18 protein-coding genes and 1 pseudogene are annotated in these 24,464 nt (G+C 64.9%); 4 read left to right on the top strand and 15 right to left on the bottom strand.

Annotation, left to right across the window (positions count from 1 at the left end):
• The 7 genes from HWY45_RS29715 to HWY45_RS29745 form a co-directional block, all read right to left on the bottom strand.
• Window positions 1-125 (bottom strand): thiolase family protein (locus tag HWY45_RS29715; RefSeq protein WP_457766427.1); only part of this gene is annotated, 125 nt, incomplete at its 3' end.
• A gap of 223 nt (window positions 126-348) precedes the next feature.
• Complete coding sequence (phaP, locus tag HWY45_RS29720; protein ID WP_059885356.1) at window positions 349-924, bottom strand: TIGR01841 family phasin; 576 nt, start codon at window positions 922-924, stop codon at window positions 349-351.
• A 517-nt stretch (window positions 925-1,441) separates the two neighbouring features.
• Window positions 1,442-2,206, bottom strand: a complete 765-nt coding sequence (locus HWY45_RS29725) for a ParA family protein (RefSeq protein ID WP_059566571.1) — start codon at window positions 2,204-2,206, stop codon at window positions 1,442-1,444.
• A 164-nt stretch (window positions 2,207-2,370) separates the two neighbouring features.
• A complete protein-coding gene (locus HWY45_RS29730; RefSeq protein WP_059885354.1) occupies window positions 2,371-2,817 on the bottom strand; it encodes a hypothetical protein in 447 nt (148 codons plus the stop codon).
• A gap of 202 nt (window positions 2,818-3,019) precedes the next feature.
• Window positions 3,020-4,087: a hypothetical protein gene (locus tag HWY45_RS29735; protein ID WP_150999104.1), complete on the bottom strand. Its 1,068-nt coding sequence runs from the start codon at window positions 4,085-4,087 to the stop codon at window positions 3,020-3,022.
• A 245-nt stretch (window positions 4,088-4,332) separates the two neighbouring features.
• Window positions 4,333-5,193 carry a hypothetical protein gene (locus tag HWY45_RS29740; RefSeq protein ID WP_059885350.1) on the bottom strand — a complete coding sequence of 287 codons (861 nt, stop codon included), beginning with the start codon at window positions 5,191-5,193 and terminating at the stop codon, window positions 4,333-4,335.
• A gap of 93 nt (window positions 5,194-5,286) precedes the next feature.
• Complete coding sequence (locus HWY45_RS29745; RefSeq protein ID WP_059960107.1) at window positions 5,287-7,269, bottom strand: MAC/perforin domain-containing protein; 1,983 nt, start codon at window positions 7,267-7,269, stop codon at window positions 5,287-5,289.
• Window positions 7,270-7,572: 303 nt separating this feature from the next.
• Between HWY45_RS29745 and HWY45_RS29750 the strand changes: the two genes are divergently transcribed.
• Window positions 7,573-10,761 (top strand): ATP-binding protein, encoded by a 3,189-nt coding sequence (locus HWY45_RS29750; RefSeq protein ID WP_196481766.1) that lies wholly within the window; start codon window positions 7,573-7,575, stop codon window positions 10,759-10,761.
• A gap of 252 nt (window positions 10,762-11,013) precedes the next feature.
• Window positions 11,014-11,895 (top strand): annotated as a pseudogene (locus HWY45_RS29755) (IS256 family transposase); the annotation flags it as partial.
• Window positions 11,896-11,953: 58 nt separating this feature from the next.
• On the opposite strand, the gene HWY45_RS29760 reads toward HWY45_RS29755, so the two are convergent.
• The 8 genes from HWY45_RS29760 to HWY45_RS29795 form a co-directional block, all read right to left on the bottom strand.
• Window positions 11,954-12,742, bottom strand: a complete 789-nt coding sequence (locus HWY45_RS29760; protein ID WP_059885342.1) for a CPBP family intramembrane glutamic endopeptidase — start codon at window positions 12,740-12,742, stop codon at window positions 11,954-11,956.
• 111 nt (window positions 12,743-12,853) lie between these two features.
• Complete coding sequence (locus tag HWY45_RS29765; RefSeq protein WP_059885341.1) at window positions 12,854-13,297, bottom strand: hypothetical protein; 444 nt, start codon at window positions 13,295-13,297, stop codon at window positions 12,854-12,856.
• Between the two features lie 85 nt (window positions 13,298-13,382).
• Window positions 13,383-14,324 (bottom strand): hypothetical protein, encoded by a 942-nt coding sequence (locus HWY45_RS29770; protein ID WP_124517994.1) that lies wholly within the window; start codon window positions 14,322-14,324, stop codon window positions 13,383-13,385.
• Window positions 14,325-14,397: 73 nt separating this feature from the next.
• Window positions 14,398-15,810, bottom strand: a complete 1,413-nt coding sequence (locus HWY45_RS29775) for a sensor histidine kinase (RefSeq protein WP_059885337.1) — start codon at window positions 15,808-15,810, stop codon at window positions 14,398-14,400.
• Window positions 15,807-16,466, bottom strand: a complete 660-nt coding sequence (locus HWY45_RS29780) for a response regulator (RefSeq protein ID WP_059885335.1) — start codon at window positions 16,464-16,466, stop codon at window positions 15,807-15,809. The genes HWY45_RS29775 and HWY45_RS29780 overlap by 4 nt, the downstream gene beginning before the upstream one ends.
• Before the next feature lie 764 nt (window positions 16,467-17,230).
• Window positions 17,231-17,794, bottom strand: a complete 564-nt coding sequence (locus HWY45_RS29785) for a glycosyltransferase (RefSeq protein WP_059885333.1) — start codon at window positions 17,792-17,794, stop codon at window positions 17,231-17,233.
• Window positions 17,795-18,116: 322 nt separating this feature from the next.
• Window positions 18,117-18,674: a single-stranded DNA-binding protein gene (locus tag HWY45_RS29790; RefSeq protein ID WP_059885330.1), complete on the bottom strand. Its 558-nt coding sequence runs from the start codon at window positions 18,672-18,674 to the stop codon at window positions 18,117-18,119.
• A 101-nt stretch (window positions 18,675-18,775) separates the two neighbouring features.
• Entirely contained in the window at window positions 18,776-19,963 is a 1,188-nt protein-coding gene (locus tag HWY45_RS29795) for an MFS transporter (RefSeq protein ID WP_059885328.1), read from the bottom strand.
• A gap of 261 nt (window positions 19,964-20,224) precedes the next feature.
• Between HWY45_RS29795 and uvrA the strand changes: the two genes are divergently transcribed.
• Together uvrA and HWY45_RS29805 are read left to right on the top strand one after the other, a co-directional pair.
• Window positions 20,225-23,110: an excinuclease ABC subunit UvrA gene (gene uvrA, locus HWY45_RS29800; protein ID WP_059566563.1), complete on the top strand. Its 2,886-nt coding sequence runs from the start codon at window positions 20,225-20,227 to the stop codon at window positions 23,108-23,110.
• A 259-nt stretch (window positions 23,111-23,369) separates the two neighbouring features.
• Window positions 23,370-24,455, top strand: coding sequence for an AI-2E family transporter (locus HWY45_RS29805; protein ID WP_059566562.1), 1,086 nt, complete (start codon window positions 23,370-23,372; stop codon window positions 24,453-24,455).
• Window positions 24,456-24,464: the final 9 nt, after the last annotated feature.

Genomic DNA, 24,464 nt, shown 5'->3' on the forward strand with positions numbered 1-24,464 from the left:
CCGCCGCGCTCCAGCACCGCGCGGATCACCGTTGCGCCCAGCTCCGGCGCCGCGATCTTCGCGAGAGCGCCGCCGAATTTGCCGACCGCGGTCCGCGCGGCCGATACGATCACTACGTCCGTCATGTTCGATTCCTGCATCAGAGTCACATTGCTGTTGCGCCGCCGGCTCGCGCCGGTCGGGCCTTGCTCGCCGCCGCAACGGCGTCCGGTGCCGGACGCGGTTGCGCGCGTGTCCGCCGTGGAGAACGGCGGCCGGCGAAGATCGCCGCCGGACCCCGCGCGGCACACGCGGCATCCGGCTGCGGATCGCGCCGGTCGGTGCGTTGCGCCGAAGCGCGACGCGGGGTTACGCCGCCGCTTCGCGCGGGGCTGCGTCCTTGCGGGCGGCGGCTGCCGGCTTGCCGGTGCGCGCCGCTGCGCCGACCGCGTCGAAGCCGCTCTGCGCGGCCTCGATCACCTGGCCCGTCGCCGCGCGCACCGTTTCTGCCGCGACGCTCGCCGCAGACAGCGCCGAATTCAGCGCGGCAACGACCGGCGCCGAACCGGCCGGCGCATGCTTCGTCAGCTCGCCGAGCAGATCCTTCAGGCGCTTGTCGTTCTGCTCGTACTGCACCTGCGCGATCTTCGCGAATTCGGCCTGGGTGGTCGTCGCGATGTCGAACAGGTGGCGGCCATACGATGCGACCTTGGTGACCGCCTGCTGCGATGCGCCGAGCTGGCGCGTGAAGAATTCCGCCGGGTTCTGCCCGGTGAAGGCGTCCTTCAGGGTGTCTTCGTACTCCGTGAGCGCGGCCTTGGTCGCCTGCAGGTTGAGGTCGACCACCGCCTCGAAACCGCGGAGCGCCGGGTGCGCGGCAGCGAACCAGGCAGCAACGCCGGCCTGGTAATCGGCAATGAGTTTTTCTTGGGCGAAAACGGACATCTGCACGCTCCTGGTAACAATGCGAGAGTTAATGGAGGAAAAAAGAAAATCGGACCATTCGCCCGATCCTTAATTTATCGCACATCCCTCATTGAATGCGCGAAGTTTAGAGCGCCCATTCTAGAACGATAAATTGTCAATCCAGTGGCATTAATGCCTAGGATAAACCCTAACACGCCAGATCCCCCGCCAACCGGGTCGGGCGGTAATTTTTTTAGGGGACACGTGACAATCGCTTGCATTGAAACGATTTTTGACTTTCTTACCGCACGCCATGCCTACTGAAAGGGAACATTTACGTGTCGCTTATATTGATTATTCGCAATTGGTGCACGCTCATGCACAACATGTTTATGGGTGAAATCACACAAATGAAATCGATTTTCCAAATTGTTATTCGGAATCGTTTTCACATTCATTTTCAAAATTCGGGAAAAGACGAAATGCATCGACCCCGCAATGCGGGGTCATATCGCGCTCTGGGGGCGGGTCGCGATGCGCGGCCGCGAACGCGGCGTCAGCCGGCCAGTTCCTGGTGCAGCGCGCGGAATTCCTGCGCGAGCTTGTGGCCCGGCTCGAGATGAATGACGGGGGTCGCCTGCTGATGCGATTCGCGGATCTTCACCGACGACGACAGCCGCGACGCCAGCACCGGCAGCCCTTCGCCGACCAGCTCGTCGACGAGCCGCTGCGGCAGGCTCGCGCGCGGCTGGAACTGGTTGATCACGATCCCTTCCACTTCGAGCGCCGCGTTGTGGTCCTGCTGGATCTCCTTCACGTTCTCGAGCAGCGTATACAGCGCGCGGCGCGAGAAGTCGTCGCAGTCGAACGGGATCAGGCAGCGCTCGACCGCGATCAGCGCGGAGCGCGTATAGAAGTTCAGCGCGGGCGGCGTGTCGATGTACACCGCGTCGTACGCGTCGAGCTCGTTCAGCGCGTCGCGCAGCTTGTAGATCTTGTAGCGCGATTCGAGCTTGCCGTGCAGCGCGTCGAGATCGGGATGCGCGGGCATCACGTCGAGGTTCTCGAACGGGGTCGAATGGATGAACGATGCAACGTCGACCGGCCGGAAGTTGAACGTCAGCGCGGTCTCGAAGAAGTCGGCGACGGTCGGGGCCGTATCCGCGGCGCGCTCGCCGAGCAGGTACTGGGTCGAGTTCGCCTGCGCGTCGAGGTCGATGACGAGCGTGCGCAGCCCTTCGCTCGCGCTGATCGCGGCGAGGTTGCAGACGATCGTCGACTTGCCTACGCCACCTTTCTGGTTGAACACGACACGCCGCATGGTCCCCCCCTTGGTCGAAGCGCCAAAACATAAAGCATAGTCGAACAATAATGGCGGCCGCATGACGTCGCGCGACTTTTGCGCCGTTCACTGCCGCACGTCAATGCACCGGAAAAAGTGCGCGATGCGCGCGGCCGGCCGGGGCCGCCGCGCGTCCCGCCCGGCTACACGTCGGTCCACGCGCCGCTGCCCTGCCGGTACTGGATCACGCCGCTGTTGAACCGCACCCGCAGGTTGCCGTCCGGCAACTGCACCCAGGTCGTCATGTCGAGGCTCCGCATCAGCCCGGCGAAGAAGTCCCGCAATGCGTGCGACTGGCCGGCCTGCCAGACGTCGATGCGCCCGAGGCACGCGCGCAGGTTGCCGCTCTGCTGCATGATCGTGTCGACCTGTCCGGCCACGTTCGACGCCGGATCGTAGACCGGCGTGCCGTCGCCGCTGACGATCGACAGGTGGATTCCGCGCACCGACATCGACTGGCCCGGCGTCTGCTCGACGATCGCGATGCAGCTCGTCATCGCGCCGAAGTTGATTTCCGTCGCGTCTCCCCAGATACGCTCGCCAACCGCCAGCGGCGCAGGACCTTGCACGTTCTGAATGACGTAGGGCATGGGTGCCTCGCATGACTCGATGGGACTGCCGATGCATGGCGGGGCGCGACGCGTTCGCGAAACGCGGACGGGCGCGGATCCCGCCGCTCGCATCCCGAACCCGGCCTGTCGGCCCGCTCGGGAGCCCGCGACGCCGCCGCGGGCCGCCCACGCGCGCACCGGTTCGCAACCTGCCGGCCGGCGCACGCGTGGCGTTCGTCGATCACTTCTTCGCGTCATCCCGATACAGCGAACTCGTATCGAGATCGACCACCGGGCCGCCGCCGATCGCGAATACCGCGTGATCCGCCGCGCCCGCGACGTCGGGCGTGCGGATCGTGCGATCGACGACGGTCCCGTATTGCAGCGGCGGCTCGTTCCCGTCCAGCGCGCGCCCGGCTCCGCTCAGCGCGAATGCTTGGTGCGGCGGCGAATACAGGCCGGTGTCGCCGATCGGCTGCGCGGCCGAGATCTCGAATACGACGACGAGGATCCGCGGATCGTTGTTGCTGCCGTGATATCGCATCAGCGTCACGTTCGGAGCGGCGCCTGCCGCCGTATGGTGATACAGATCCCCGCTTGCGGAGATACATTTCTGCCAATACTCGTAGATGCGCGTCCCGCTGATCGCGCAGTTTCCCGGAAACTGGACCGCGGCCAGCAATTCGGTACGGCTGTCGGATTCGAATACGAGGTTCTTTTGCCTTGCGACCTGGGCCCAACGGTCGATCGGGCCGAATATCTGCTCCGCCAGCCAGCGGTGATCGGCCACATGCTGATATTCATGATTCTCGATGTGATCGAAGAACGACTTGACCGATGGCGCGGGCAGCAGATAGACGATGCCGCTGCTGTACTGCGTCGCATCGGGCAGGGGGTCGCTGAAACGGGCGGGGAACTGGCGCTTGAATTCGCGGCACAGCGTGAGCACCCGGTCGATCGGATAGGCTTTCGATTTCCAGCCGAGACGGACGTTGCCGTTGACGATGTACTGGTCGCCAGGTTTCGGCGGCAGCTCGATCCGCCATGAGAAATCGTGGTTGTGCACCGCGCCGACCGACGCGCGGTAGCCGCCATGGGCCCCGCCGATCGGCGTGATCGCCACGTCGTGCAACGGAATCGTCACGGGCGGCGCGGCGCCGAAGCGGGTCCTGCGCTGCAACGCGACGGTTCCCATGTAGCTCGGTTCGGTATATCCCAGATCGAAACCGGCGCCTGCGCTCTCGACGAATTGATCGGCAGGACTGCTATCGGTATTGACAACGACGGGATCGTGAAAAATCAAAGGCATGATGAACTCCAGCGCCAAAATGGCGATCGACATGCGTCACTTCAGGGAAATACGCCGGCGTAACGTTCGAATTCATTTTTTGCGCCGGGAGCATGGACGTCAATCGACCGGATTTCACTGGCGTCATTGCCCGGGACGTTCGTCGTCCCGGTTCTCGCCGCCGTCACGCGCATGCAGCGCGGCGGCTTTGCCGGAAATTTCGGCAGGACCGCAGCAGGGACGTACCGTGCGATGGGTCTGTGAAGTCAGTCGCCGCCGCGCGCCGGCTGCGTATGTCGGGTCGGCGTTTGCTCCTCGTGGTAATGCGGCCGTGTCGTCGCGCCCTGCATCACATCCGCGTTGCCGAGGATCGTCTCGGTGAGCAACGCGTGCTCGCCGCCCAGCAACCGGCACGCCAGCGCCGAATTGCGGTTGCCATGCAAATTGACGACCGCCCGCCGCGCATCATGGTTCGCCGCGCCCGCAGGAAGCGGCTCGGGAAAGCGTTGCGGCGGCAGGACCAGCGCATCGCCCGGTGCAAGCCACAAGTCGGCCAGACTGATCTCGTGTGCGTAAGGCCGCCAGCGGGCAACGCTGATCACCAGCGGCACGCTGCGATGACGCGAAAAGAACACATGCGGAAAGTCGTGGTACTCGAGGTCCGTCGGGTTGTACGTCAGCAGCTCGCGTCGCCGCCCGGGCTCGAGATACGGCGACTGGTGGCCTGCCCATTGGCCATACGTGTACTGCCCGCATACGAGCCCGTCGTATTCGAAACGGATGCACTCGCCGGCGCGCAGCAAGGTCATGCCGAACGCCTGCGCCGTCGCCTGCGTGGCCCGGAGCGGCCGGTACTCGACCAGCTCGGCGCCGAAATCGAATGCCTTGATCAGGTAGCCGCCATCACGCGTTGGAATGCGCTTTTCGCGCCAGCTGATGCCGGTGTATCGCGTGCCCATGTCCTGCAGCGGGTCGTCGGGCGCGAGCGCGATCTCCGTGCCTCGCGGCTGCGCGTACTGCTCGCATCGGCCCTGATTGTTGTAGAGGTAGGGAAACCGCGCGCAGTCGAGCGGGTAGGCGTCGCCTTCGGCGATGAACAGCACGGGGTCGAGATAGGACGCGGCCATGGAAGATCCCGGGAGATGAACTGGAATGACGCGAAGCGCGGCAGCGCCGCGCTTCGCTGATGATATGCACCGGCTCATCGCCGGTTGCCGGTCTTACCACCGGAAGTTGTCGAGCTCCCGCAGCGTCCAGACCATGAAGTTTTCTCGCCAGTGCCTGATTGCCGCCGAAGTGCCGACCTGGGTGAGGTCGAGGTTTTGGTTGAAATGATGCACCAGCAGGAAATGCGTCGCCGGGTTGCTGCGCACATCCCAGATCACGTCGTCCTGCTGCTGGCGATCGTCGTCGCCGAACGGAAACAGCCTGCAATCGCTGTGATCGGCTGCCATCCCTTGCAGGCAGGCGCCCGTTTCGAAATTGATCAGGATGTGCGAATTCGTGATCTCCGGATAAGGCCGCGACCACCGAAGGAGATACCAGTACTGCCCGAGGTACGTGTCGCCGTCGGTCGTTTGGCGCCCCGCCTTCACCATTTCGATACGGGTCTTGTCCTGCGTGCCGGACGCCAGCGCCAGCTTGTCCCCGTCGACATTCGCGATGGTATGCAGCTTGGTGTTGGTCTCCTCGCGATGGTTCGTGATCAGCATGTGCGTCTTCTCCGCACTCTCCGCGATGAAGCGCGCCGAAACCCGAACCGTTGGGCGAATATTGTTTTGATGCGGGGTGCCGAAGCCGGCGACCACGAAATCCGTGACTTCCGGCAACAGCCCCCTGCCGGCCAGCACATACGTCATGCCGGCAATGCCGCACGGCTGCATGTCCTGGACGAGCTTGCGCCAGCGTTCCAGCGTCTGCATGCTGGCGCCATGCGCAAGCAGTTGCGCGTGCATCTTGCTCGACGGGTAGTAGCGCGAATCGCGAGGCCAGCGTTCGGTCGCGAGCAGCACCATTTCATGACGGTCGGTCACGCCGGCCAGCAGGCTCGCCGCGCGTTGCCAGAAAGCGTCGAATGCGTCGGAGCCGGCATCTCGCCGGGGCGCATCAAGCTTTTCGTCGACGCGCACTTTCCGGTCCTTTCCGACGATCACGACATGCAGTGCGGGGGTACCGCCCTGGCTGGCGCGCAAGCGCGGGCCGGCAGCCTGCGTCGACGTGTTGCGCACGGAGATATACGACTCTTCCCAGTCGGCCAGAATCGTCGCCTCGTTCTCGAGATACCATTCCCGGGCCCGCAACAGCGCCTTCGCCTGCTCTTCGCAGCGCTGCGGCACGAATTCGTTGATCGGCCTCAGCACCACGTCCACGACCCGTGGCGCCTTCGACAGGTTTTTGCGCCAGTTCTGGAATTCCGCATGGCAATTGGACGGCTGGGTGTAGTCGAAGCGGATGCCCACGTCGCCGCCTGACGTCTTAAGGATCGCGTGCTGCGATTTCGCCTGGTGCTTCGCTTCCTCGCTGATCGAGGTCGACGCGTTCGCGACGAACGCGCCGTACCCGAGCGAAACCGATGCACTCAGGTCATCCTTCTTCGTCACCGACGATTTATCGACGAGGATGGAATAGGTCAGGTGGCCGCCAACCGTGACCGCGGTCACCACGTCCGTCCCGAAGTCCTTGAAGAACTGCACGAACTTGTCGATATTGCCGAAATCCTCCGCGAGCTTGGGCAGCGCTTCCACCCTGCTGACGAAGTCTCGGTGCAAATTCGATTCGATGTTCTTGACCTGCAGCGTCCAAAGCCGCTCGGACTGGCTGTATACCGCCGCGTAATGCTCGTTGAGAACGGATACCTGGCGGGAGAAGGTCGTATCGAACCCGCCGGAAAACATGCCGTAACTCCCTTTTGCATTGGCTTTCAGGCTGCTTTTATGGTGATATTCGGCGCTCGATTCAAACGTATGAATTTCCGTCGTGCTGGTGGTATCCCGCGTGAATTCGACACGGGCGCCTATCGTATAACCGATGCCGTCGATCGTCTTCGTCTGCTCGTCGGCCTTGGCATCGAGCACGTGGTTCAACTCGACCACGCTGCTCGCCCAATTCAGTGCATTCAGCCCGCAGCCGAGCATGTTGATGCCGCCCACGACATCCCGTGCTTCCGGCTTCGCCAACGCTGCATCCTTGATACGGTCATTCATGATATTCCCCGTCATGGCTTTAATAGGATCCGCAACGTGCACGCCCCCGGGTTGCGGAATTGGAACAACAAAGCCAGTCTAGAAGCCGCCCGAATCCCCGGCAGTATCAGTTCGGTATCAGCTTCACGCGGTCAATTCACGGCCCGTATTCGTCGCCCAAACGCATAAAGCGACCGCAGTACAATGGGCATTACGCGCCATGCGCCTGTCTGGTAAGCCATTGCGCCTTCTTTCATTTTTCTTTCGACGATGCGAGAAGCTGCTTTTACCGTACAGGACGGCCGAGTACTGCTCGATCCCGGCGTGCTCAAAAACCTGCGCAAGACGCAGGGCTTCAGCCAGGAAACACTCGCCTATGCGTGCCTCGATCGGCGCCTGTGCGTATCGGTGGCGTCGATCAAGCGGGCCGAAACCGGCAAGCCGGTGCTGTACCGTACCGCGCGTCATCTGGCGAGCATGTTCGGCGTCGAGATCGACACGTTGATCGGCCAGGTCGGCGCGGCAGCCGGCCCGAACGAAAAGCGCACGGAACCGGCCCCGCCCGCCGCCCGATCCGCGGACCTTCCGGGCGAGGAAGTCATTCGCTACGGCGTGGTGCTGCACTTCGCGCCCCGCTCCTCGATACCGCTGCGACAACTCTCCGCGCTGATCCGCCAGTTCGGCGGAGAGGCGCAGCATGACGCCCATATGACCGCGTGCTTCGGCATATCGCTCGCGCACGGCAGCGACAGCCGACGCGCACTGCTTTGCGCGATGGCGCTGTTGCGCGCCCGATGGGTCGATGTTCGTCAACCGCTCGTGCTCGAGCTGCAGCGTTGGGGCGAGCCGATCGGGCCCCTGCCGCCGAACGAACTGCTCGGCCCGATATCGGACGAGCCGAAGGTTCATGTCGCTCACACGCTGGTGGAACAGCTATCGCCGTGGTTCGAATTCTCCAAGGCCGCACCGGTTTCGCTGCGATACCGGACCTGCCTGCGGGTTCGGGAGTCGGGCGAAACGACCTTTCGCGGCATGGCGGGACGAGCCGTCGAGGTGCTTCAGTTCCGCGCCGTGCTGGATGCCGTGCTCGAATGCCAGGATGGCCACGTGATCTACGTCCGCGGCATGGCGGGCATCGGCAAGACGCGGCTGCTCGAAGCCTTCCGCGAGATGGCGCGGCAGGAAGGCTTTCTTTGCCACGACGGCGCATTCCATGATTTCGGCGTAGACAACGGCTCGGTGCTGCTCACGCAACTGGCATGCAGCCTGGCATCCTTGCCGGCCAGCGCCGAGCCGGCAGACACCGGCTACGCGCCGATGGCCGCGGCGGCGTTCGAAAACCTGAAGCTGCCGCCGGAATTGCGCGTCTTCCTCCAGGCATTGCTGGCAGTGGCGCCCGTCGATGCGGCGCAACGCTTGCGCTATGCGGAGATGAGCGATCGCGAACGCCACGACGGGCTGCGCGCGGCGCTCGGTCACTTGATGCTGCGGCAAGCGATTCAACGCCCTTTGCTGATCAGCATCGAGGATCTGCATTGGGGCGACGCGCAGACGCTCGCGCTGCTGGGCAAGCTGATCGCGGCGACAGCGGACGCCCCCATCGTCTGGCTGCTGACCTCGCGCCAGGAGGGCGACCCGCTCGACGCGATGCTGCGGCCGAATCTGGCCTCCGCGCTGAGCGTGCTCGATCTTGCGCCGCTGCGGCCGCGCGAAGCCGTATCGCTGGCCGCGCAGTTTGCCGACGTCGATCCGGCCTACCGCGCCGCCTGTATCGAGCGCGCGCAAGGTAACCCGCTTTATCTGACGCAGTTGCTGGCCAACCACGAGAGCGCGTTTCCCGACAGCCTGCGCCACCTGGTCCAGACGCGCGTCGACCGGCTGTCGCCCCCGGCGCGCAATGCGCTGCGCCATGCCGCGGTGTTTGGCCACCGTTTCGAGCTCGCGTCGCTGCGCCGCGCGCTCGGCGACCCGGCCTATGTGCCGGAGCAGGAGGTGCGGCAAATGATGGTCAAGGAGGTCGATGCCGGTGCCTATGCGTTCGTGCACGACCTCGTCATGCAATGCGTGTACGAGAGCATCCCCGCCGCTGCGCGTCAGCGGCTGCATCGCGCGGTGGCTGCGTTGTACGCGGGCACCGACCTGGCCCTGCATGCGCAGCATCTGGCGCGCTCGGGCGATGCGGGTGCGTGCGGTGCGCTGCTGGCGGCCATGCGCGAGAAGCTCGACGCCTATCACTACGCACCGGCCCTGGAGTTGAGCAGGCTGTGCGAGGGTTTCGCGACGCATGCCGCGGAACGTCATCAGCTTGCGTCGCTGCGCGGACAGGCATGCGCCGGCCTTGGGCAGATGAACGATGCACGCGACTGCTTTCAGGCCGCGCTGGATCTCGCTACTTCGCCGGCGGCGCGCATCGAGGGCGTGCTCCGGCTGGCGCCGGTGCTCAACGCGCTCGATCGCCTCGCAGACGAGGAGCGGTTGATCGACGAGACGTTGCCGCTCGCCCGCGTGATCGGCGCGCATGCCGAACTGGCGCAATTGCTGCAGCTGCGCGGCAACATTCATTTTCCGCAGGGCGATTACGTGCTGTGCCGGCAGTTGCATCGCGAGGCATTACGCCACGCGAGACGGGCCCGGCACTCGCAGAGCGAGGCCCTGGCACTGAGCGGGATCGGCGACTCGTACTACGCTCAGGGGCGGATGTGGCGAGCCTATGCGATCTACGATCGGTGCATCCGACGTTGCGAACGGCACGACGTTCCGCATGTCGCCGCCGGCAACCTCGCGGCACGCGGTTCGGCAGCGTCGTACCTGGGCCTGCACGAGCAGGCATTGAACGACTGCGAAGAGGCCGTTGCGCGTAGCGCCCGGATCGGCAACCGGCGCGCCGAAGTCTTCGCGCGCCTCACTTCCGCATGGGTGTCGAGCGACGCCGGACAGGACGATCGAGCCCAGGACGGGGTGGAGCGTGCGCTCGCACTCGCGCGGCAAATCGGCACGAGCCGCTTCGAGCCGATGCTGCTGGAGACGGCGGCCCGACTGGCGCTGCGTCGCGGCGACGAACCGCTGGCCTGGCGATTGATCGCGCAGGCCGCGACCCTGGTCGAGCAGTTGCACCTGCAGCGCTATATCGGGCCGTGGGTGCAAGGCAGCATCGCGCTGATCGCACCGGAGCCCGCGCTGCGCGAGCGCGCGCTCGCCAAGGGCGCAGCGCTGCTGACGCAGCAGTGCCTCGCGCATAACGCGCTGCGCTTTCATCTCGCGGCGGCCGAGCTCGCTTTGCTGGAAAGGCGGCCCGGGCGCGCGCTGCAACATGCGCAACACCTGCAAGCGATGGCCGCGCGCGAACCCTATGCGTGGATCGATCAACATGTGCGCATGATCGGGCTGGCCGCGCGGTGGCTCGAGACCGGCTCAGCCAATACGCTGCGCGGCCTGGCCGCGCACCGGCAATCGGGAATCGCTCATGGCTTCGCCGCGACGATGCCGAGATGGGGGGCGGCCGTGCCGCTTTGACTGCCGGCTGCGGTGCGATGTTGAACTCGCTGCGAGGAAATCGGGATAGGGGCGGTCAGATATCTGACCGAGCCCCTCCCACACCACACGGCATGCGGGCCCAAACCGGGCGGTTCGAGCAGTTGAGGTGAGCCTATCCGATCTTTTGTGTGTGAGGCATAAACTGGCGGCCAAGGAGCCACTTTTATGCCACGCAAACGCAAGGAAGAAGCGACGATAGAACCGGGCTAGGGCCTTAACCTTGACCCGGAACTGATCAAGCAACTGGCGCCCGGGACGCTGGACCGGGCGACGATCAACGAGCAACTGGCCGCGCTCAAGAAAGCGATCTTCGAGCGCTCACTGGGCGGTGAGTTGACCCACCACCTGGGCTGCGAGAAGGGCGAAGCCAAGCCGGCTGGCACCACAAACCACCGCAACGGCACGAGCCGCAAGCGCGTTGCGACCGACGACGACCTGCTCGACGTCGAGATTCCGCGCGACCGAGAAGGCACCTTTGATCCGGTATTGATCGCCAGGGGCGAGCGGCGCTTTACCGGGTTCGACGACAAGATCATCGCGATGTACGCGCGCGGCATGAGCGTGGGGTAGATACAGGGCTTCCTGCTGGAGATGGACGGCATCGAGGTATCGCCGGACTTCATCAGCACGGTGACCGACGCGGTGATCGACGAAGTGCGTGAATGGCAGCAGCGGCCGCTCGAGCCGATGTATCCGGTGGTGTTCTTCGACGCCTTGCGCGTCAAGATCCGTGATGAAGGCATGGTTCGCAACAAGGCGATCTACCTGGCGCTGGGCGTGCGCCGCGACGGCACACGCGACGTGCTCGGCCTCTGGATCGAGCAGACCGAGGGTGCCGAGTTCTGGCTGCGGGTCGTCAACGATCTGAAACTGCAAGGCGTGCAGGACATTCTGATTGCCGTGGTCGACGGGCTGAAGGGCTTCCCGGAAGCGATCAATTCCGTGTTCCCGGAAACGACGGTTCAGACCTGCATCGTGCACCCGATCCGGAACTCGCTGGACTTCGTGAGCTGGAAAGATCGCAAGGCGGCCGCCGCCGCGCTCAAGGAGGTCTACCGGGCGCCGACGGCCGAGGCCGCCGCCGTGGCGCTGGATGTCTTCGACGCCGGCCCGATTGAGGCGCTTCCCGCAAGATTTTTTGCGGGTTTTCGGTAAGCGTGGCATGTGCTACTCAGAGCATGCGATTCAGCAGCAAAAAGCCGGGAATCTGGAGTACTCCATGCGCCGCCATATGGCCCAGCATGGCCGCCTCCAGGCCGCGCCGCCAGTACAGGAAGCCAAACACGACGCCTCCGATACCATTCAGCACCAGTGCTCGCAACACCAACATTGGCGTCAGAGGAACCACGGCGGCCGTTGCCGGTAGGTGCGCCAGTCCGAAAAGCAGCGCCACAAGGCCAATTGCTGCCCAGAACGCCCCGGGAGCGGGCATGCCATCAGCCTGTTTCCACCATCTCCCCACTAGCCAGACCAGGAACGACAGCACAAACAAACGCATCAGAAGTTCCTCGGTCAGCCCGCCATACAGAACGCCTGCCAGTAAGCGCTTCCACAGCGGCACCCTGAACAGCGACTGCATTTGCGCGGGAACATGCTGGAGAAAACACAGCGCATCTACTGCTACTAACACGACTCCCAGGATTGCCCCCGCCAGCAGGCCCGCCCGCAAGCCAACCGGCGACCGTGTCCGCCCGCCTTCCGCCCACGCCTGGAGGAGCGGCATTCGCAGCCCCACCTTGCCGGACAAGCGCATCCCCAAGAAAATAACGACCGCAAGCAAGAGCCCGTTCTGCACCAGCACCAGTGCCACCACCAACGGCAACGGTACATCGGCCGTAGCAATCGGGCCGGCACCGGCCACAGCCAGCATATCGGCCATATAGGGCATGCCAGCTGCCACGCCCAGCAATCCTGCCAACAGCAGGGTAGCGAAGATCTTCTTGTCGAGAGTCTTGAACATATGATCCGCAAACACGTGGACAAGCCCGGTGGGAAGCCTCGGGCTCCTACCAACTAAACTCGGAACTGGGCAAATGCCTGCTGGGCCAAACAGCAGCAAACATCTTGCAAATCAGAAAGGCTCGCTGCTCCCTGCTCCGATCTGCCCTCCGGGGTCGCCCTGGGTCCGCACCGTCTCGCTCCTGGGGAACATTTTCCGGTTCAGCAGGCCGGTGGGCTCTTGGTCCTGCGTTTCACTGAGACGCCACTTCCTGACGGCACCTTCCTTGTCGAACAGGATCACGAGTTCCTTGCTGTCGTTTTTCTGGCCGCCCAACAGGACGCTAGCGTACCTGTAGAAGTTCAGCAGGCTGGGCGTGGATTTACGGTAGCTGTAGACCCAGACCTCGGAGCCGTTCGCGAACCGGATTTCGTTCTGCGTATTGCCAAGCCAGTCCCTGATATCTACCTTTTTCATCGACCTTCCCGACATCCGGTTCTCCAGGCTGGATCGGCTCATCTCGGCGACGTTCTTGTTTCCTGCGGATGCGCATGCGCTCAACAGCAGCGCGGCCATGACGATCGCACATGCCTTGCCTGGCGAAGTGTTGGGTAGCGGCTGGCGCCACGGCACCCGGCGCGGATATGTGCCCAGGTCAGGCTCAGGCATCGTCCATGTATTCGAATGTGACCAGTGTGTCGTCGGGCCACTTGCTGCGTTCCAGGGGCAATTCATAGAAGCGATCTTTAAGGTAAGGTGCATCGTGAAACGGGTTGTGCATCGCCAGGCCGCCGTACAGCCAAGTGGTGGGCAACACCAGTTGTTTGCCGCCGTGGTGCAGAGTGACGCTGAAGATCGGCCTGTCAGCAATGAATAGATAGCGAAAGCCTTCATGCTCATAGGCGGTTTTCACCTCGTTCAGGGGAACCACGCTACTTAGCAGGAAGCCGCCAAGCGCGGCGGGTGCGTGGGCCAGGCACTGGCCGGGCTCTTCCAGGCAAGTGGCTTCGGCTCCCGAGCCTAAGCAGGCCCGGCGCAATTCGCTTGGCCGGCTGGGATCGCTGTCGATGTCGACCAGGCACTCCAGCCGCAGGTCTCCAAGGCGCCGGCTGCCGCCCGGCAGGCCGGGTGTACGGACCTCGGGGCGCCAGGCCAGGCTGCCTGCAGGCTTGTTGGTTACCAGGATTGCGTCGCCATCCAGCGCCGCCTGTTCGCGCGGTACCGAGAACGTCAGGTCGGGGGCGACCCGCAGCGGCGCTTGCGTAGTGTTGCTTGTCAGGCTCAGTGCGATGTCCGCCATCGCGATGTTGGGCTGGCGCGCATGGAGCCGGAAACGCAGCACGCCTTGCGGCGAGAGTTCGTGGTTTTGCGCAAAGGTATTCATGCCTTTGACGATGGCCCGGAAGGACCTCTCATCAGGCAGATAAGTCTGCTCGGTGGCCGCAGGGGGGCGAAGTGCCGTCTGGGCCGGCTGCCGCTTGCCACCCGGCACGCCGGGCGCGCCGCAGGCATGGGGCGCCGCAAGCGAGGCTAGCGCCAGGGCTACCGTTAGGGCCGCCCACTTGCTTGCCGGCAAAGGTCTACTTGGCTTGCTTTGTCTCACCGCATATCCTCAGGTTTCATGTCCTCGTTGGCATCCAGGCGCTGTCCTGGTGCTATCCGGTCATCTAATCCGCTCACCCCGGCAAGCGCATCACGAAGCAGCAACCGCCTGTTGCTGGGCACGTCAGAAGCAGATCTCCGCCGTGCAGCCGAGCAACGTCGCGCGCGATCGGCAAGCCGAGGCCGCTGCCGCTGGTGTGTGCCGCGCTGCGCCCGCGTTCGAAGCGGTTGAAAATGCGCTCCCGCTCGTCAGGGTCTATGCCGCGGCCATTGTCTTCCACGAAAATTTCCGTGCACGCCTCGAGTTGGCGGCAGCCCAGGCTGACTGTGCCCCCCGCGGGGACGTAGTGGACAGCGTTGGCGATCAGATTGTCCAGTGCGCTGATCAGCAGGTCCTCGTCCGCCTCGATCCGGCAAGCGGGGGTCGGCTTAAGGCCCAGGTCCAGCTCCTTCGCGATTGCCAGAGGCGCATATTCGGCAATGCGCGCCTGCAGCAGCGCGGGCACGTCGACCGCGAGTTTGCGCGGCACGCGCTCCAGGGCGTCCAGCCGTGCCAGCGTCAGTACTGAGGTGAGGACTTGGGCCGAGCGCTGCACGCCGCGTTGCAGGGCCGCTTGCAACTGGGCCAGGCGGGCCGGGTCGCGTTCTTGCGCCAGCACATGGACCTGGGCGCTGATCACCGCCAGCGGCGTGCGCAGTTCGTGGGCGGCGTCGGCAAAGAAGCGCCGTTCGGCGCTGCGCAGGCGCGCGACCCGTGCAGCCTGTGCGTCCAGGGCGGCGATGATGGGTGCCAGCTCCAGCGGGTCGTCGCGCTGCCTCGCCAATGGCGACGGGTCATCGGCCGGGCGCTGCCGGATGCGCTCGGACAAGCTGGCCAACGGCTTGAGTCCCATGCGCGTGGCGAGCCACAGCCCGCACAGCAGCATCGCATGCAATATCAGCAGCGCGCTCAAGAACACATGCGCTAGCTCGGCGTTGTTACGCTCATAGAATGCCTGCGAAAGGCCGACCACGGCCCAGATCTGCCGGTCGGGGCTCCAGGCTCCGAGCCAGTACCAGTTGCCTTGCCGCGTGCGGGTCTCGACGGGAGCGCTGCTGGGACGCGTCAGGGGCAGTGTGTCGGCGAGCACGTCGCGAGCCAGTAAGGTGCCGTCGCGACGCCAGATCTGGATCGCGAATTCATGGGATTTGACCGTGATTCCCTGCGCGGCCACCACTTCCTGGAGATGCCGGACCACGGCCTGGACCTGCTCCGGCCGGGTGTCGAGACTGGCAAATCGGGCGCCGGCGCCCGCGATCATCGACAACTCACGCGCCAGGGTGCCGCCTTGCGGTGCCTGGCTGCGCCACAGCAGCCCCACTGTGACCAGGCTGTATAGCACCAGCACGCTGGCCGCCTGCCAGAGCAGCAAGCGACGGAACAAGGAGGGCTGGCACAGGAGCCGCAGCAGCGGCAGCCGTGCCAACCAGTGCCGGATCGCCTTCATTGCGCGCTCAGCATGTAGCCAACGCCACGGATGGTCCGTATTGCGCCGGTGCCCAGCTTGCGACGCAAGGCGTGGATCTGGAACTCCAGCGCGCCGGCACTGGGCACTGCCTCGTCCGGCCAGACCCGCAGGCATAATTGCTCGCGCCGAACCACACGGCCACTGGCAGCCGCCAGCTCGCGCAGAATGGCGTATTCACGCCCGGTCAGGCCGATCAACTCACCGTTGCGCATGACCGACTGCGACACCGTGTCGATCTCCAGCTCGCCCAGCTGCCAGCGCGGCGCGGCATGGCCCGCCGAGCGCCGCACGAGGACATGCACGCGCGCGATCAACTCGGGCATCATGAACGGCTTGATCACATAGTCGTCGGCGCCGCCATTGAGCGCGCGCAAGCGATCGTCCAGAGCCTCGCGCGCTGAGATCACCAGCACCGGCGTGGCAATGCCGCGGCGGCGGATCCGATCCAGCAGGGAGAAGCCTTCGCCATCGGGCAGGTTCAGGTCGAGCAGGATGCAGTCGAACTCCCGGTTTTCCAAATTGGCATTGCCATCTACCAGCCTGCGCACCCATACAGTCGGTAGATCGGCTTGGGCGAGCGCCAGCTGCAGGGCATTGCCAAAATCAAGGTCGTCTTCAATCAGGAGTAGTTGCATGGGGTGATTTGCATTAAGCGCGGGGCGCGCGCCGGCCCGCTGTGACACAGACTGGATTGTTCCCGAACTCGCTTTGATTTGGCTTTGGATGCCCCGCTCACGCGGTCGAGGAAAAACTCGCGGTGAATCAGGGCAGGCCGCATAGGGCAAATGCGGGGGACCCAGCGGAATCGCCCGCATTGTCGCCGATCGGGGCCGGCGAGCGGGCTCGGGGCCACTTCCCTACCGAAAGAGCTCTTTCTGTCGTGAACAGGAGGTAGCCTTGATCGCCGGCTGCTTTGTTTTTTGCGGTTTTTGCGGCGTCAGCCTTTGAACCCAAAAACCGTTTCACATCCCCGTTCGGGGGCTGCGACTCACTTTTCCTTGCGTTCTGCAGAGAAAAGTAAGCAAAAGAAGGCAGACCTGCCGGGAGCAGAGGAATCAGATCTAACTCAGGTCCGCTTGCTGGATTGTGAGGAAGCGGCACTAACCCCCTGCCGTTCGCCGCTCACAACGCCACTTCCTCTCAAACTGGGGATCGTCAATTCCGCAGCGCAATACGCTGGATAGCCTCCGGTACTTCCCACAGCTACCGCTTCGCAATGCCTGCCACCACGCCCAGCCCGCTTTGCGGATTCGCCGTGAGTGCGATGGCCCCCGTGCACGCACGGTTTGGTTTCCGCTACGCGGAAACTACGCGTCGCCCGCGGGTGCCTGTCACGAACCAACGAGGGTCGAGTGCCTGTGGTGGCTTGAACCGGTCGCGGCGGTATTGCGGAATTCGGTCATGACGACGCTGGCTCCTCATCGAGGCACTGCACCGGCGCAGTGCGGCCGTGCGCCGGCTGGACCGCGAGCGCGGCAGCCACGAACCGCCCACAGACGCTCTCGTTGCCCGCGCCGATCGCGCGGATCCGCGCCATCCCCGCACACCGAACCGCCTCGCGCCGCAGCACGTCGGCCAGCAGCGCGCGGCAATGATGCGCGCACTCGTCGACACTGTCCCAGAACACGGCCTCCACGCCGTCGCGGAACATCGCCACATGCTCGCCCGTGCGCTGCGCGCACAGCCGGAACGCCACAGTGGTTGTTGAGACAACCAACTTGCGAACCTTTCCAGCCGTCTGGAAGCTGCGCCGCAACCACGGATAAAGCTGACTGACGATCTCGTCCTGAGTCAGACCTTCGCCGGAGACAGGACGCGTCTCAAGCGGAAACTCAGCTTCCGACGCCCAAGCCCACAGACAATCCAGAGCGCGCAAAGTCCTGACGAGACAGTTGACGGACAACCTCGGACGCAGGCGCTTAATGAGATAAGCGTTACCCCGGTACTGGCTGCCGCTCGGCATCTAGCAGGATTGGAAAGCGCTCCCCCCGGATGCATGACTGTGACCACGTGAAATCGCACATGCATGTGCCGCTCTCCCTGACGGTGCCGACTCAAGGTACGCAATGTTTACGACCTTTTCGTGGCAACACCCGGGGAAGCTCATCCCTCTATATGGCGAACACCTAAAGTTGACGATTTGCGTTATGAGCGAAAAATCGCCGGCAGCCGCAGTACCCCTCCGACGAATGTGACGGGTCAGGGAACGCTCTGAATCCCCAATATACAAAGCAAAACCCCGCACAAAGGCGGGGTTGATGTTTATAGTTTTTGGTTACAAGAACTTAGAACGGAATATCGTCATCCATCTCATCGAACCCGCCGCCAGCCGGCGCACTCGGACGGCTCGGCGCACCGCCACCACCGCCACGCGCCGCGCCGCCGGCACGACCACCACCGCCACCGCCGCCGCCACGTTCCATCTGCTCGCCACGGCCGCCACCGCCACCGCCGCCGTAGCCACCACCGTAGCCGCCTTCGTCACCGCCACCGCCGCCGCCCGAACCGCCGCGGCCGCCGAGCATCTGCATCTGGTCGGCGACGATTTCGGTCGAGTAACGGTCCTGGCCGTCCTGGCCTTGCCACTTGCGGGTGCGGATGCGGCCCTCGATGTACACCGACGAACCCTTCTTCAGGTATTCGCTGACGATTTCCGCGAGGCGGCCGAAGAACGCGACGCGATGCCACTCGGTCATTTCCTTGAATTCGCCGCTCGCCTTGTCCTTGTAGCGGTCGGTCGTCGCGAGACGGATGTTCGCAACCGCGTCGCCGCTCGGCAGGTAACGGACTTCAGGATCGGCGCCGAGATTGCCGACGAGGATGACCTTGTTGACGGATGCCATGTGTTTCTCCAATAGATTCGATGCCGGGCCGCTCGCGGATCACGTCGAGCCGGCCCGCCGGGCAGCCCGGCAAGCCCCGCCGATGCGAGCCCGGATAAGGGTCAGGCCTTGCGCGGCGGCGCTTTCATGCTGGCCGCGATTATAAGCCACGCGGCGACGAGGCCAGAGCAGGCAAAAAACACCGTGTTCGCCCCCCCGTGCTTCAGCAGCCAGCCGCCCACGACGCCGCCGAGCGCGAGCCCGATCGATTGCGTCGTGTTGTACACGCCCGTGGCCGCGCCCTTGCGCGAGCCCGGCGCGAGCTTCGACACCAGCGAAGGCTGCGAAGCTTCCAGGATGTTGAAGCCGAGAAAATAGATGAACAGGATCGCCGCCACCATCAGGATGGTATGCGGCGCGCTGCCCAGCAGCAATTGGCCGATCAGGATAGCCAGGATGCCGCCGAGCAGCACCGGCTTCATCTTGCCCCGTTTTTCCGCGACGATGATCGCCGGCACCATCATCACGAACGCGAGCCCCATTACCGGCAGGTAGACCTTCCAGTGCGACGCGACCGGCAGCCCGCCGTCGACGAGCAGGCGCGGCACGACGAGGAACAGCGCGGTCTGCGTCGCATGCAGCACGAGCACGCCGAAATTCAGGCGCAGCAGCTCGACGTTGTGCAGCACCTCGGCGAACGGCGCCGGCACGTGCACGGGCTTCGGCGCATTGGGCACGACCCACAGCACGACGCCGATCGCGAGCAGCGACAGCACGCCGACCAGCGCGAACAGCCCGTTCATCCCGACCCAGTGGAACACGATCGGCGCGCCGACGATCGCGACCGCGAACGACACGCCGATCGACCCGCCGACCATCGCCATCGCCTTGGTGCGGTTCTGCTCGGAGGTCAGGTCGGCGATGAACGCGAGCACCGCGGACGACACGGCGCCCATCCCCTGGATCACGCGGCCGACGATGATCCACGTGATGTCGTGCGCGAACGCGGCGACGAAGCTGCCGATCGCGAAGATCACCAGGCCGGTGGCGATCACCGGCTTGCGGCCGAACTTGTCGGACGCCCAGCCGTAGAAGATGTAGAGCAGCGACTGCGTGACGCCGTAGGCCCCGAGCGCGATGCCGACGAGCAGCACGTTGTCGCCGCCCGGAATGGTTTTCGCGTAGACCGAGAATACCGGCATGATCATGAACAGGCCGAGCATGCGCAGCGCGAAGATCGCCGCGAGCGACGTGGTCGCGCGCAACTCGGGCGCGCTCATGCGGGAAGACGTGGCGGACGGATTGGACATCGGGAATGAATTTCGAATGATCGGAATGGCCGCCCGGCGGCGGACGGCGGAAGATCAGCGCCGTGGCCCGGGCGATCGGCCGGGCGCGGCGCGAGCCGTCGGCAAGCCGTTGCGGCGCACGCAAGGCCGTGTGGCGCGGCGGCCATCCCGGCGTGCGCGGCCGCCTTGCTGACAGCTGCTGCAAAGGTCGGGAGCCCCGAACGACGGTCTCGAAAAGCCGTTATAGTAGCAGGTTTGGTTCCCCTCCTTTTTGCCAGGTTCATGGAACAAATCCGTATCCGTGGGGCGCGCACCCACAACCTGAAGAACGTCAATCTCGACCTGCCGCGCCACAAGCTGATCGTGATTACCGGGCTGTCCGGGTCGGGCAAATCGTCGCTCGCGTTCGACACCCTTTATGCCGAAGGCCAGCGCCGCTACGTGGAAAGCCTGTCCGCGTACGCCCGCCAGTTCCTGCAACTGATGGAGAAACCGGACGTCGACCTGATCGAGGGCCTGTCGCCCGCGATCTCGATCGAGCAGAAGGCGACGTCCCACAACCCGCGTTCGACCGTCGGCACGGTCACCGAGATCCACGACTACCTGCGACTTTTGTACGCACGGGTCGGCACGCCGTACTGCCCGGACCACGACATCCCGCTGGAAGCGCAGAGCGTGTCGCAGATGGTCGATGCCGCGCTCGCGCTGCCGGAGGAAACCAAGCTGATGATCCTCGCGCCGGTCGTCGCGGATCGCAAGGGCGAGCACGCCGAGCTGTTCGAGGACATGCAGGCGCAGGGCTTCGTGCGCTTTCGCGTGCGCTCGGGCGGCGGCGCCGCGAACGAAGGCGTCGCGAAGATCTACGAGGTCGATTCGCTGCCGAAGCTCAAGAAGAACGACAAGCACACGATCGACGTCGTCGTCGATCGTCTCAAGGTGCGCCCGGACATGAAGCAGCGCCTCGCCGAGTCGTTCGAGACGGCGCTGCGCCTCGCCGACGGCCGCGCGATCGCGCTCGAGATGGATACCGACAAGGAGCACCTGTTCAGCTCGAAGTTCGCGTGCCCGGTCTGCTCGTACTCGCTGCAGGAGCTCGAGCCGCGCCTGTTCTCGTTCAACAACCCGATGGGCGCGTGCCCGGAATGCGACGGCCTCGGCCAGATCACGTTCTTCGACCCGAAGCGGGTCGTCGCGCACCCGTCGCTGTCGCTCGCCGCGGGCGCGGTGAAGGGCTGGGACCGGCGCAACCAGTTCTACTTCCAGATGCTGCAGAGCCTCGCGGCGTTCTACGATTTCGACATCGACGCCGCGTTCGAGGATCTGCCCGAGAAGATCAGGAAGGTGCTGCTGTACGGCTCCGGCAAGCAGACGATCCCGTTCTCGTACATCAACGAGCGCGGCCGCACGACGATCCGCGAGCACGTGTTCGAGGGGATCATCCCGAACCTCGAGCGCCGCTATCGCGAGACCGATTCGGTCGCGGTGCGCGAGGAGCTGTCGAAATACCAGAACAACCAGCCGTGCCCGTCGTGCGACGGCACCCGCCTGCGCCGCGAGGCGCGCCACGTGCGGGTCGGCGCGGGCGACTACGCGCGCGCCATCTATGAAATCAGCGGCTGGCCGCTGCGCGACGCGCTCGGCTATTTCGACGGCCTGACGCTCGAAGGCGCAAAGGGCGAAATCGCCGAAAAGGTGATCAAGGAAATCGTCGCGCGCCTGACCTTCCTGAACAACGTCGGCCTCGACTACCTGTCGCTCGAGCGCAGCGCGGAAACGCTGTCGGGCGGCGAGGCGCAGCGCATCCGGCTCGCGTCGCAGATCGGCTCGGGCCTGACCGGCGTGATGTACGTGCTCGACGAGCCGTCGATCGGCCTGCACCAGCGCGACAACGACCGCCTGATCGCGACGCTCAAGCACCTGCGCGACCTCGGCAACTCGGTGATCGTCGTCGAGCACGACGAGGACATGATCCGCACCGCCGACTACGTGGTCGACATGGGCCCCGGCGCGGGCGAGCACGGCGGCGTGGTGGTCGCCGAGGGCACGCCGAAGCAGGTGCAGGCGAACGCGCAGTCGCTGACCGGCCAGTACCTCGTCGGCAAGCGCACGATCGAGTATCCGGACGAGCGGATCGGGCCCGATCCGGAGCGCATGCTGCGCATCGTCGACGCGCACGGCAACAACCTGAAGCACGTCGATCTCGAGCTGCCGGTCGGCCTGCTGACCTGCATCACCGGCGTGTCGGGCTCCGGCAAGTCGACGCTGATCAACGACACGCTGTACCACGCGGTCGCGCGCCACCTGTACGGCTCGTCGGCCGAGCCGGCGCCGCACGAGGCGATCGAGGGCCTCGAGCACTTCGACAAGGTGATCAACGTCGACCAGTCGCCGATCGGCCGCACGCCGCGCTCGAACCCGGCCACCTATACGGGCCTGTTCACGCCGATCCGCGAGCTGTTCTCCGGCGTGCCGACCTCGAAGGAGCGCGGCTACGATCCGGGCCGCTTCTCGTTCAACGTGAAGGGCGGCCGCTGCGAATCGTGCCAGGGCGACGGCGTGCTGAAGGTCGAGATGCACTTCCTGCCGGACGTCTACGTGCCGTGCGACGTCTGCCACGGCAAGCGCTACAACCGCGAGACGCTCGAAGTCCAGTACAAGGGCAAGAACATCAGCGAAGTGCTCGACATGACGGTCGAGCACGCGTACGAGTTCTTCAACGCGGTGCCGGTCGTCGCGCGCAAGCTGAAGACGCTGCTCGACGTCGGCCTCGGCTACATCCGCCTCGGCCAGTCGGCCACCACGCTGTCGGGCGGCGAGGCGCAGCGCGTGAAGCTGTCGCTCGAGCTCTCGAAGCGCGACACGGGCCGCACGCTGTACATCCTCGACGAGCCGACCACCGGCCTGCACTTCCACGACATCGCGCTGCTGCTCGAGGTGATCCACCGGCTGCGCGACCAGGGCAACACGGTCGTGATCATCGAGCACAACCTCGACGTGATCAAGACGGCCGACTGGGTGATCGACCTCGGCCCGGAAGGCGGCGCGGGCGGCGGCCAGATCATCGCGCAGGGCACGCCCGAGCAGGTCGCGAAGACCAAGGCGAGCTTCACCGGCAAATACCTCGCGCCGCTGCTCAAGCGCACCACCCGGAAAGTCGCGGCGGGCTGACCCCGCCCCGCATCGCGCGCGGCCGGACGGCCGCGCGCCCCTCCCTTCTCCCGCGCCGGGCCGCAACTGCCCGCCGCGCGTCATCGTTTTCCCGTCCGTGCTTTCGCCAGCCGCCAACCGCCGGTTTTGCGCCCAAAATGGCAGCTATACTTTACGGTCGTAAGGTTCGCTCGCCCGCACCGACCGGGTGCGCACGAGGCGAACGCCGCCCGTCCGGCCGCGCCGCATGGGGCTGGAGCAAGCGACACAGGAAGAAACGATGGAAAAGCAACAAGAGACACCACGCGACGGGCAGAACAAGGAGCCGCACCTGCGCAGCGTCCGGCTGACGAGCGACTTCAGCCTGCCGAGGCTGTCGGCAATCGAGATCGGCAGCTACCTGCTGGCGATCGTCGCGATGGTGCTCATCCTCGAGCTGAAGCTGCTCGGCGGGCTCCTGGCCGGCCTGCTCGTCTACCAGCTCGTCCACATGATCGCGCCCGTGATCGAGCGCCACACGACGAGCCAGCGCGCGCGCTGGGTCGCGGTCGTGCTGCTGTCCGTCACGATCGTCGGCGCGCTCACGGGCCTGACGATCGGCATCATGGAGCACTTCGAGCACACGGTGCCGAACCTGCAGAGCCTGCTCGGCCAGTTGATGCAGATCGTCGAGCAGACCCGCGCCCGCACGCCGGCCTGGATCGCGAACCTGCTGCCGGTCGACGTCGAGCAGATGAAGGCAAAGGCCGCCGTCCTGATGAACACCCACATGGACCAGCTCCAGCAGAGCGGCAAGAACGTCGCGCGCGGCTTCGGCCATGTGCTGTTCGGGATGATCATCGGCGCGATGATCGCGATCGGCGTCGAGCACAACAAGCCGCGCATGCCGCTGTCGACCGCGCTCGTCACGCGCGTGTCGCGCTTCTCCGACGCGTTCCGCCGGATCGTGTTCGCGCAGATCAAGATCTCGGCGATCAACGCGTTCTTCACGGGCATCTACCTGCTCGTCGTGCTGCCGGTCTTCCACGAGCGGCTGCCGCTGTCGAAGACGCTCGTGCTCATCACGTTCATCGTCGGCCTGCTGCCGGTGATCGGCAACCTGATCTCGAACACGCTGATCGTCGCCGTGTCGCTGTCGGTGAGCATGGGCACCGCGATCGGGTCGCTCGTCTTCCTGATCGTGATCCACAAGCTCGAATACTTCCTGAACGCGAAGATCATCGGCAGCCAGATCGAATCGCGCGCGTGGGAGCTGCTGCTCGCGATGCTCGTGATGGAGGCCGCGTTCGGGCTGCCGGGCGTGATCGCCGCGCCGATCTTCTATGCGTACCTGAAACGCGAGCTGCATGCGCTGCGGCTGATCTGAGCGCGCGCC

This window comes from Burkholderia stagnalis, assembly GCF_902830275.1.
GTDB classification, from domain to species: Bacteria; Pseudomonadota; Gammaproteobacteria; order Burkholderiales; family Burkholderiaceae; genus Burkholderia; species Burkholderia stagnalis.

Excerpts from the sequence above, each read along its gene's own strand:
- phaP (WP_059885356.1), bottom strand. The coding sequence starts at position 924 with ATGTCCGTTTTCGCCCAAGAAAAACTCATTGCCGATTACCAGGCCGGC.
- HWY45_RS29725 (WP_059566571.1), bottom strand. The coding sequence starts at position 2,206 with ATGCGGCGTGTCGTGTTCAACCAGAAAGGTGGCGTAGGCAAGTCGACG.
- HWY45_RS29730 (WP_059885354.1), bottom strand. The coding sequence starts at position 2,817 with ATGCCCTACGTCATTCAGAACGTGCAAGGTCCTGCGCCGCTGGCGGTT.
- HWY45_RS29735 (WP_150999104.1), bottom strand. The coding sequence starts at position 4,087 with ATGCCTTTGATTTTTCACGATCCCGTCGTTGTCAATACCGATAGCAGT.
- HWY45_RS29740 (WP_059885350.1), bottom strand. The coding sequence starts at position 5,193 with ATGGCCGCGTCCTATCTCGACCCCGTGCTGTTCATCGCCGAAGGCGAC.
- HWY45_RS29745 (WP_059960107.1), bottom strand. The coding sequence starts at position 7,269 with ATGAATGACCGTATCAAGGATGCAGCGTTGGCGAAGCCGGAAGCACGG.
- HWY45_RS29760 (WP_059885342.1), bottom strand. The coding sequence starts at position 12,742 with ATGTTCAAGACTCTCGACAAGAAGATCTTCGCTACCCTGCTGTTGGCA.
- HWY45_RS29765 (WP_059885341.1), bottom strand. The coding sequence starts at position 13,297 with ATGGCCGCGCTGCTGTTGAGCGCATGCGCATCCGCAGGAAACAAGAAC.
- HWY45_RS29775 (WP_059885337.1), bottom strand. The coding sequence starts at position 15,810 with ATGAAGGCGATCCGGCACTGGTTGGCACGGCTGCCGCTGCTGCGGCTC.
- HWY45_RS29780 (WP_059885335.1), bottom strand. The coding sequence starts at position 16,466 with ATGCAACTACTCCTGATTGAAGACGACCTTGATTTTGGCAATGCCCTG.
- HWY45_RS29785 (WP_059885333.1), bottom strand. The coding sequence starts at position 17,794 with ATGCCGAGCGGCAGCCAGTACCGGGGTAACGCTTATCTCATTAAGCGC.
- HWY45_RS29790 (WP_059885330.1), bottom strand. The coding sequence starts at position 18,674 with ATGGCATCCGTCAACAAGGTCATCCTCGTCGGCAATCTCGGCGCCGAT.
- HWY45_RS29795 (WP_059885328.1), bottom strand. The coding sequence starts at position 19,963 with ATGTCCAATCCGTCCGCCACGTCTTCCCGCATGAGCGCGCCCGAGTTG.
- uvrA (WP_059566563.1), top strand. The coding sequence starts at position 20,225 with ATGGAACAAATCCGTATCCGTGGGGCGCGCACCCACAACCTGAAGAAC.
- HWY45_RS29805 (WP_059566562.1), top strand. The coding sequence starts at position 23,370 with ATGGAAAAGCAACAAGAGACACCACGCGACGGGCAGAACAAGGAGCCG.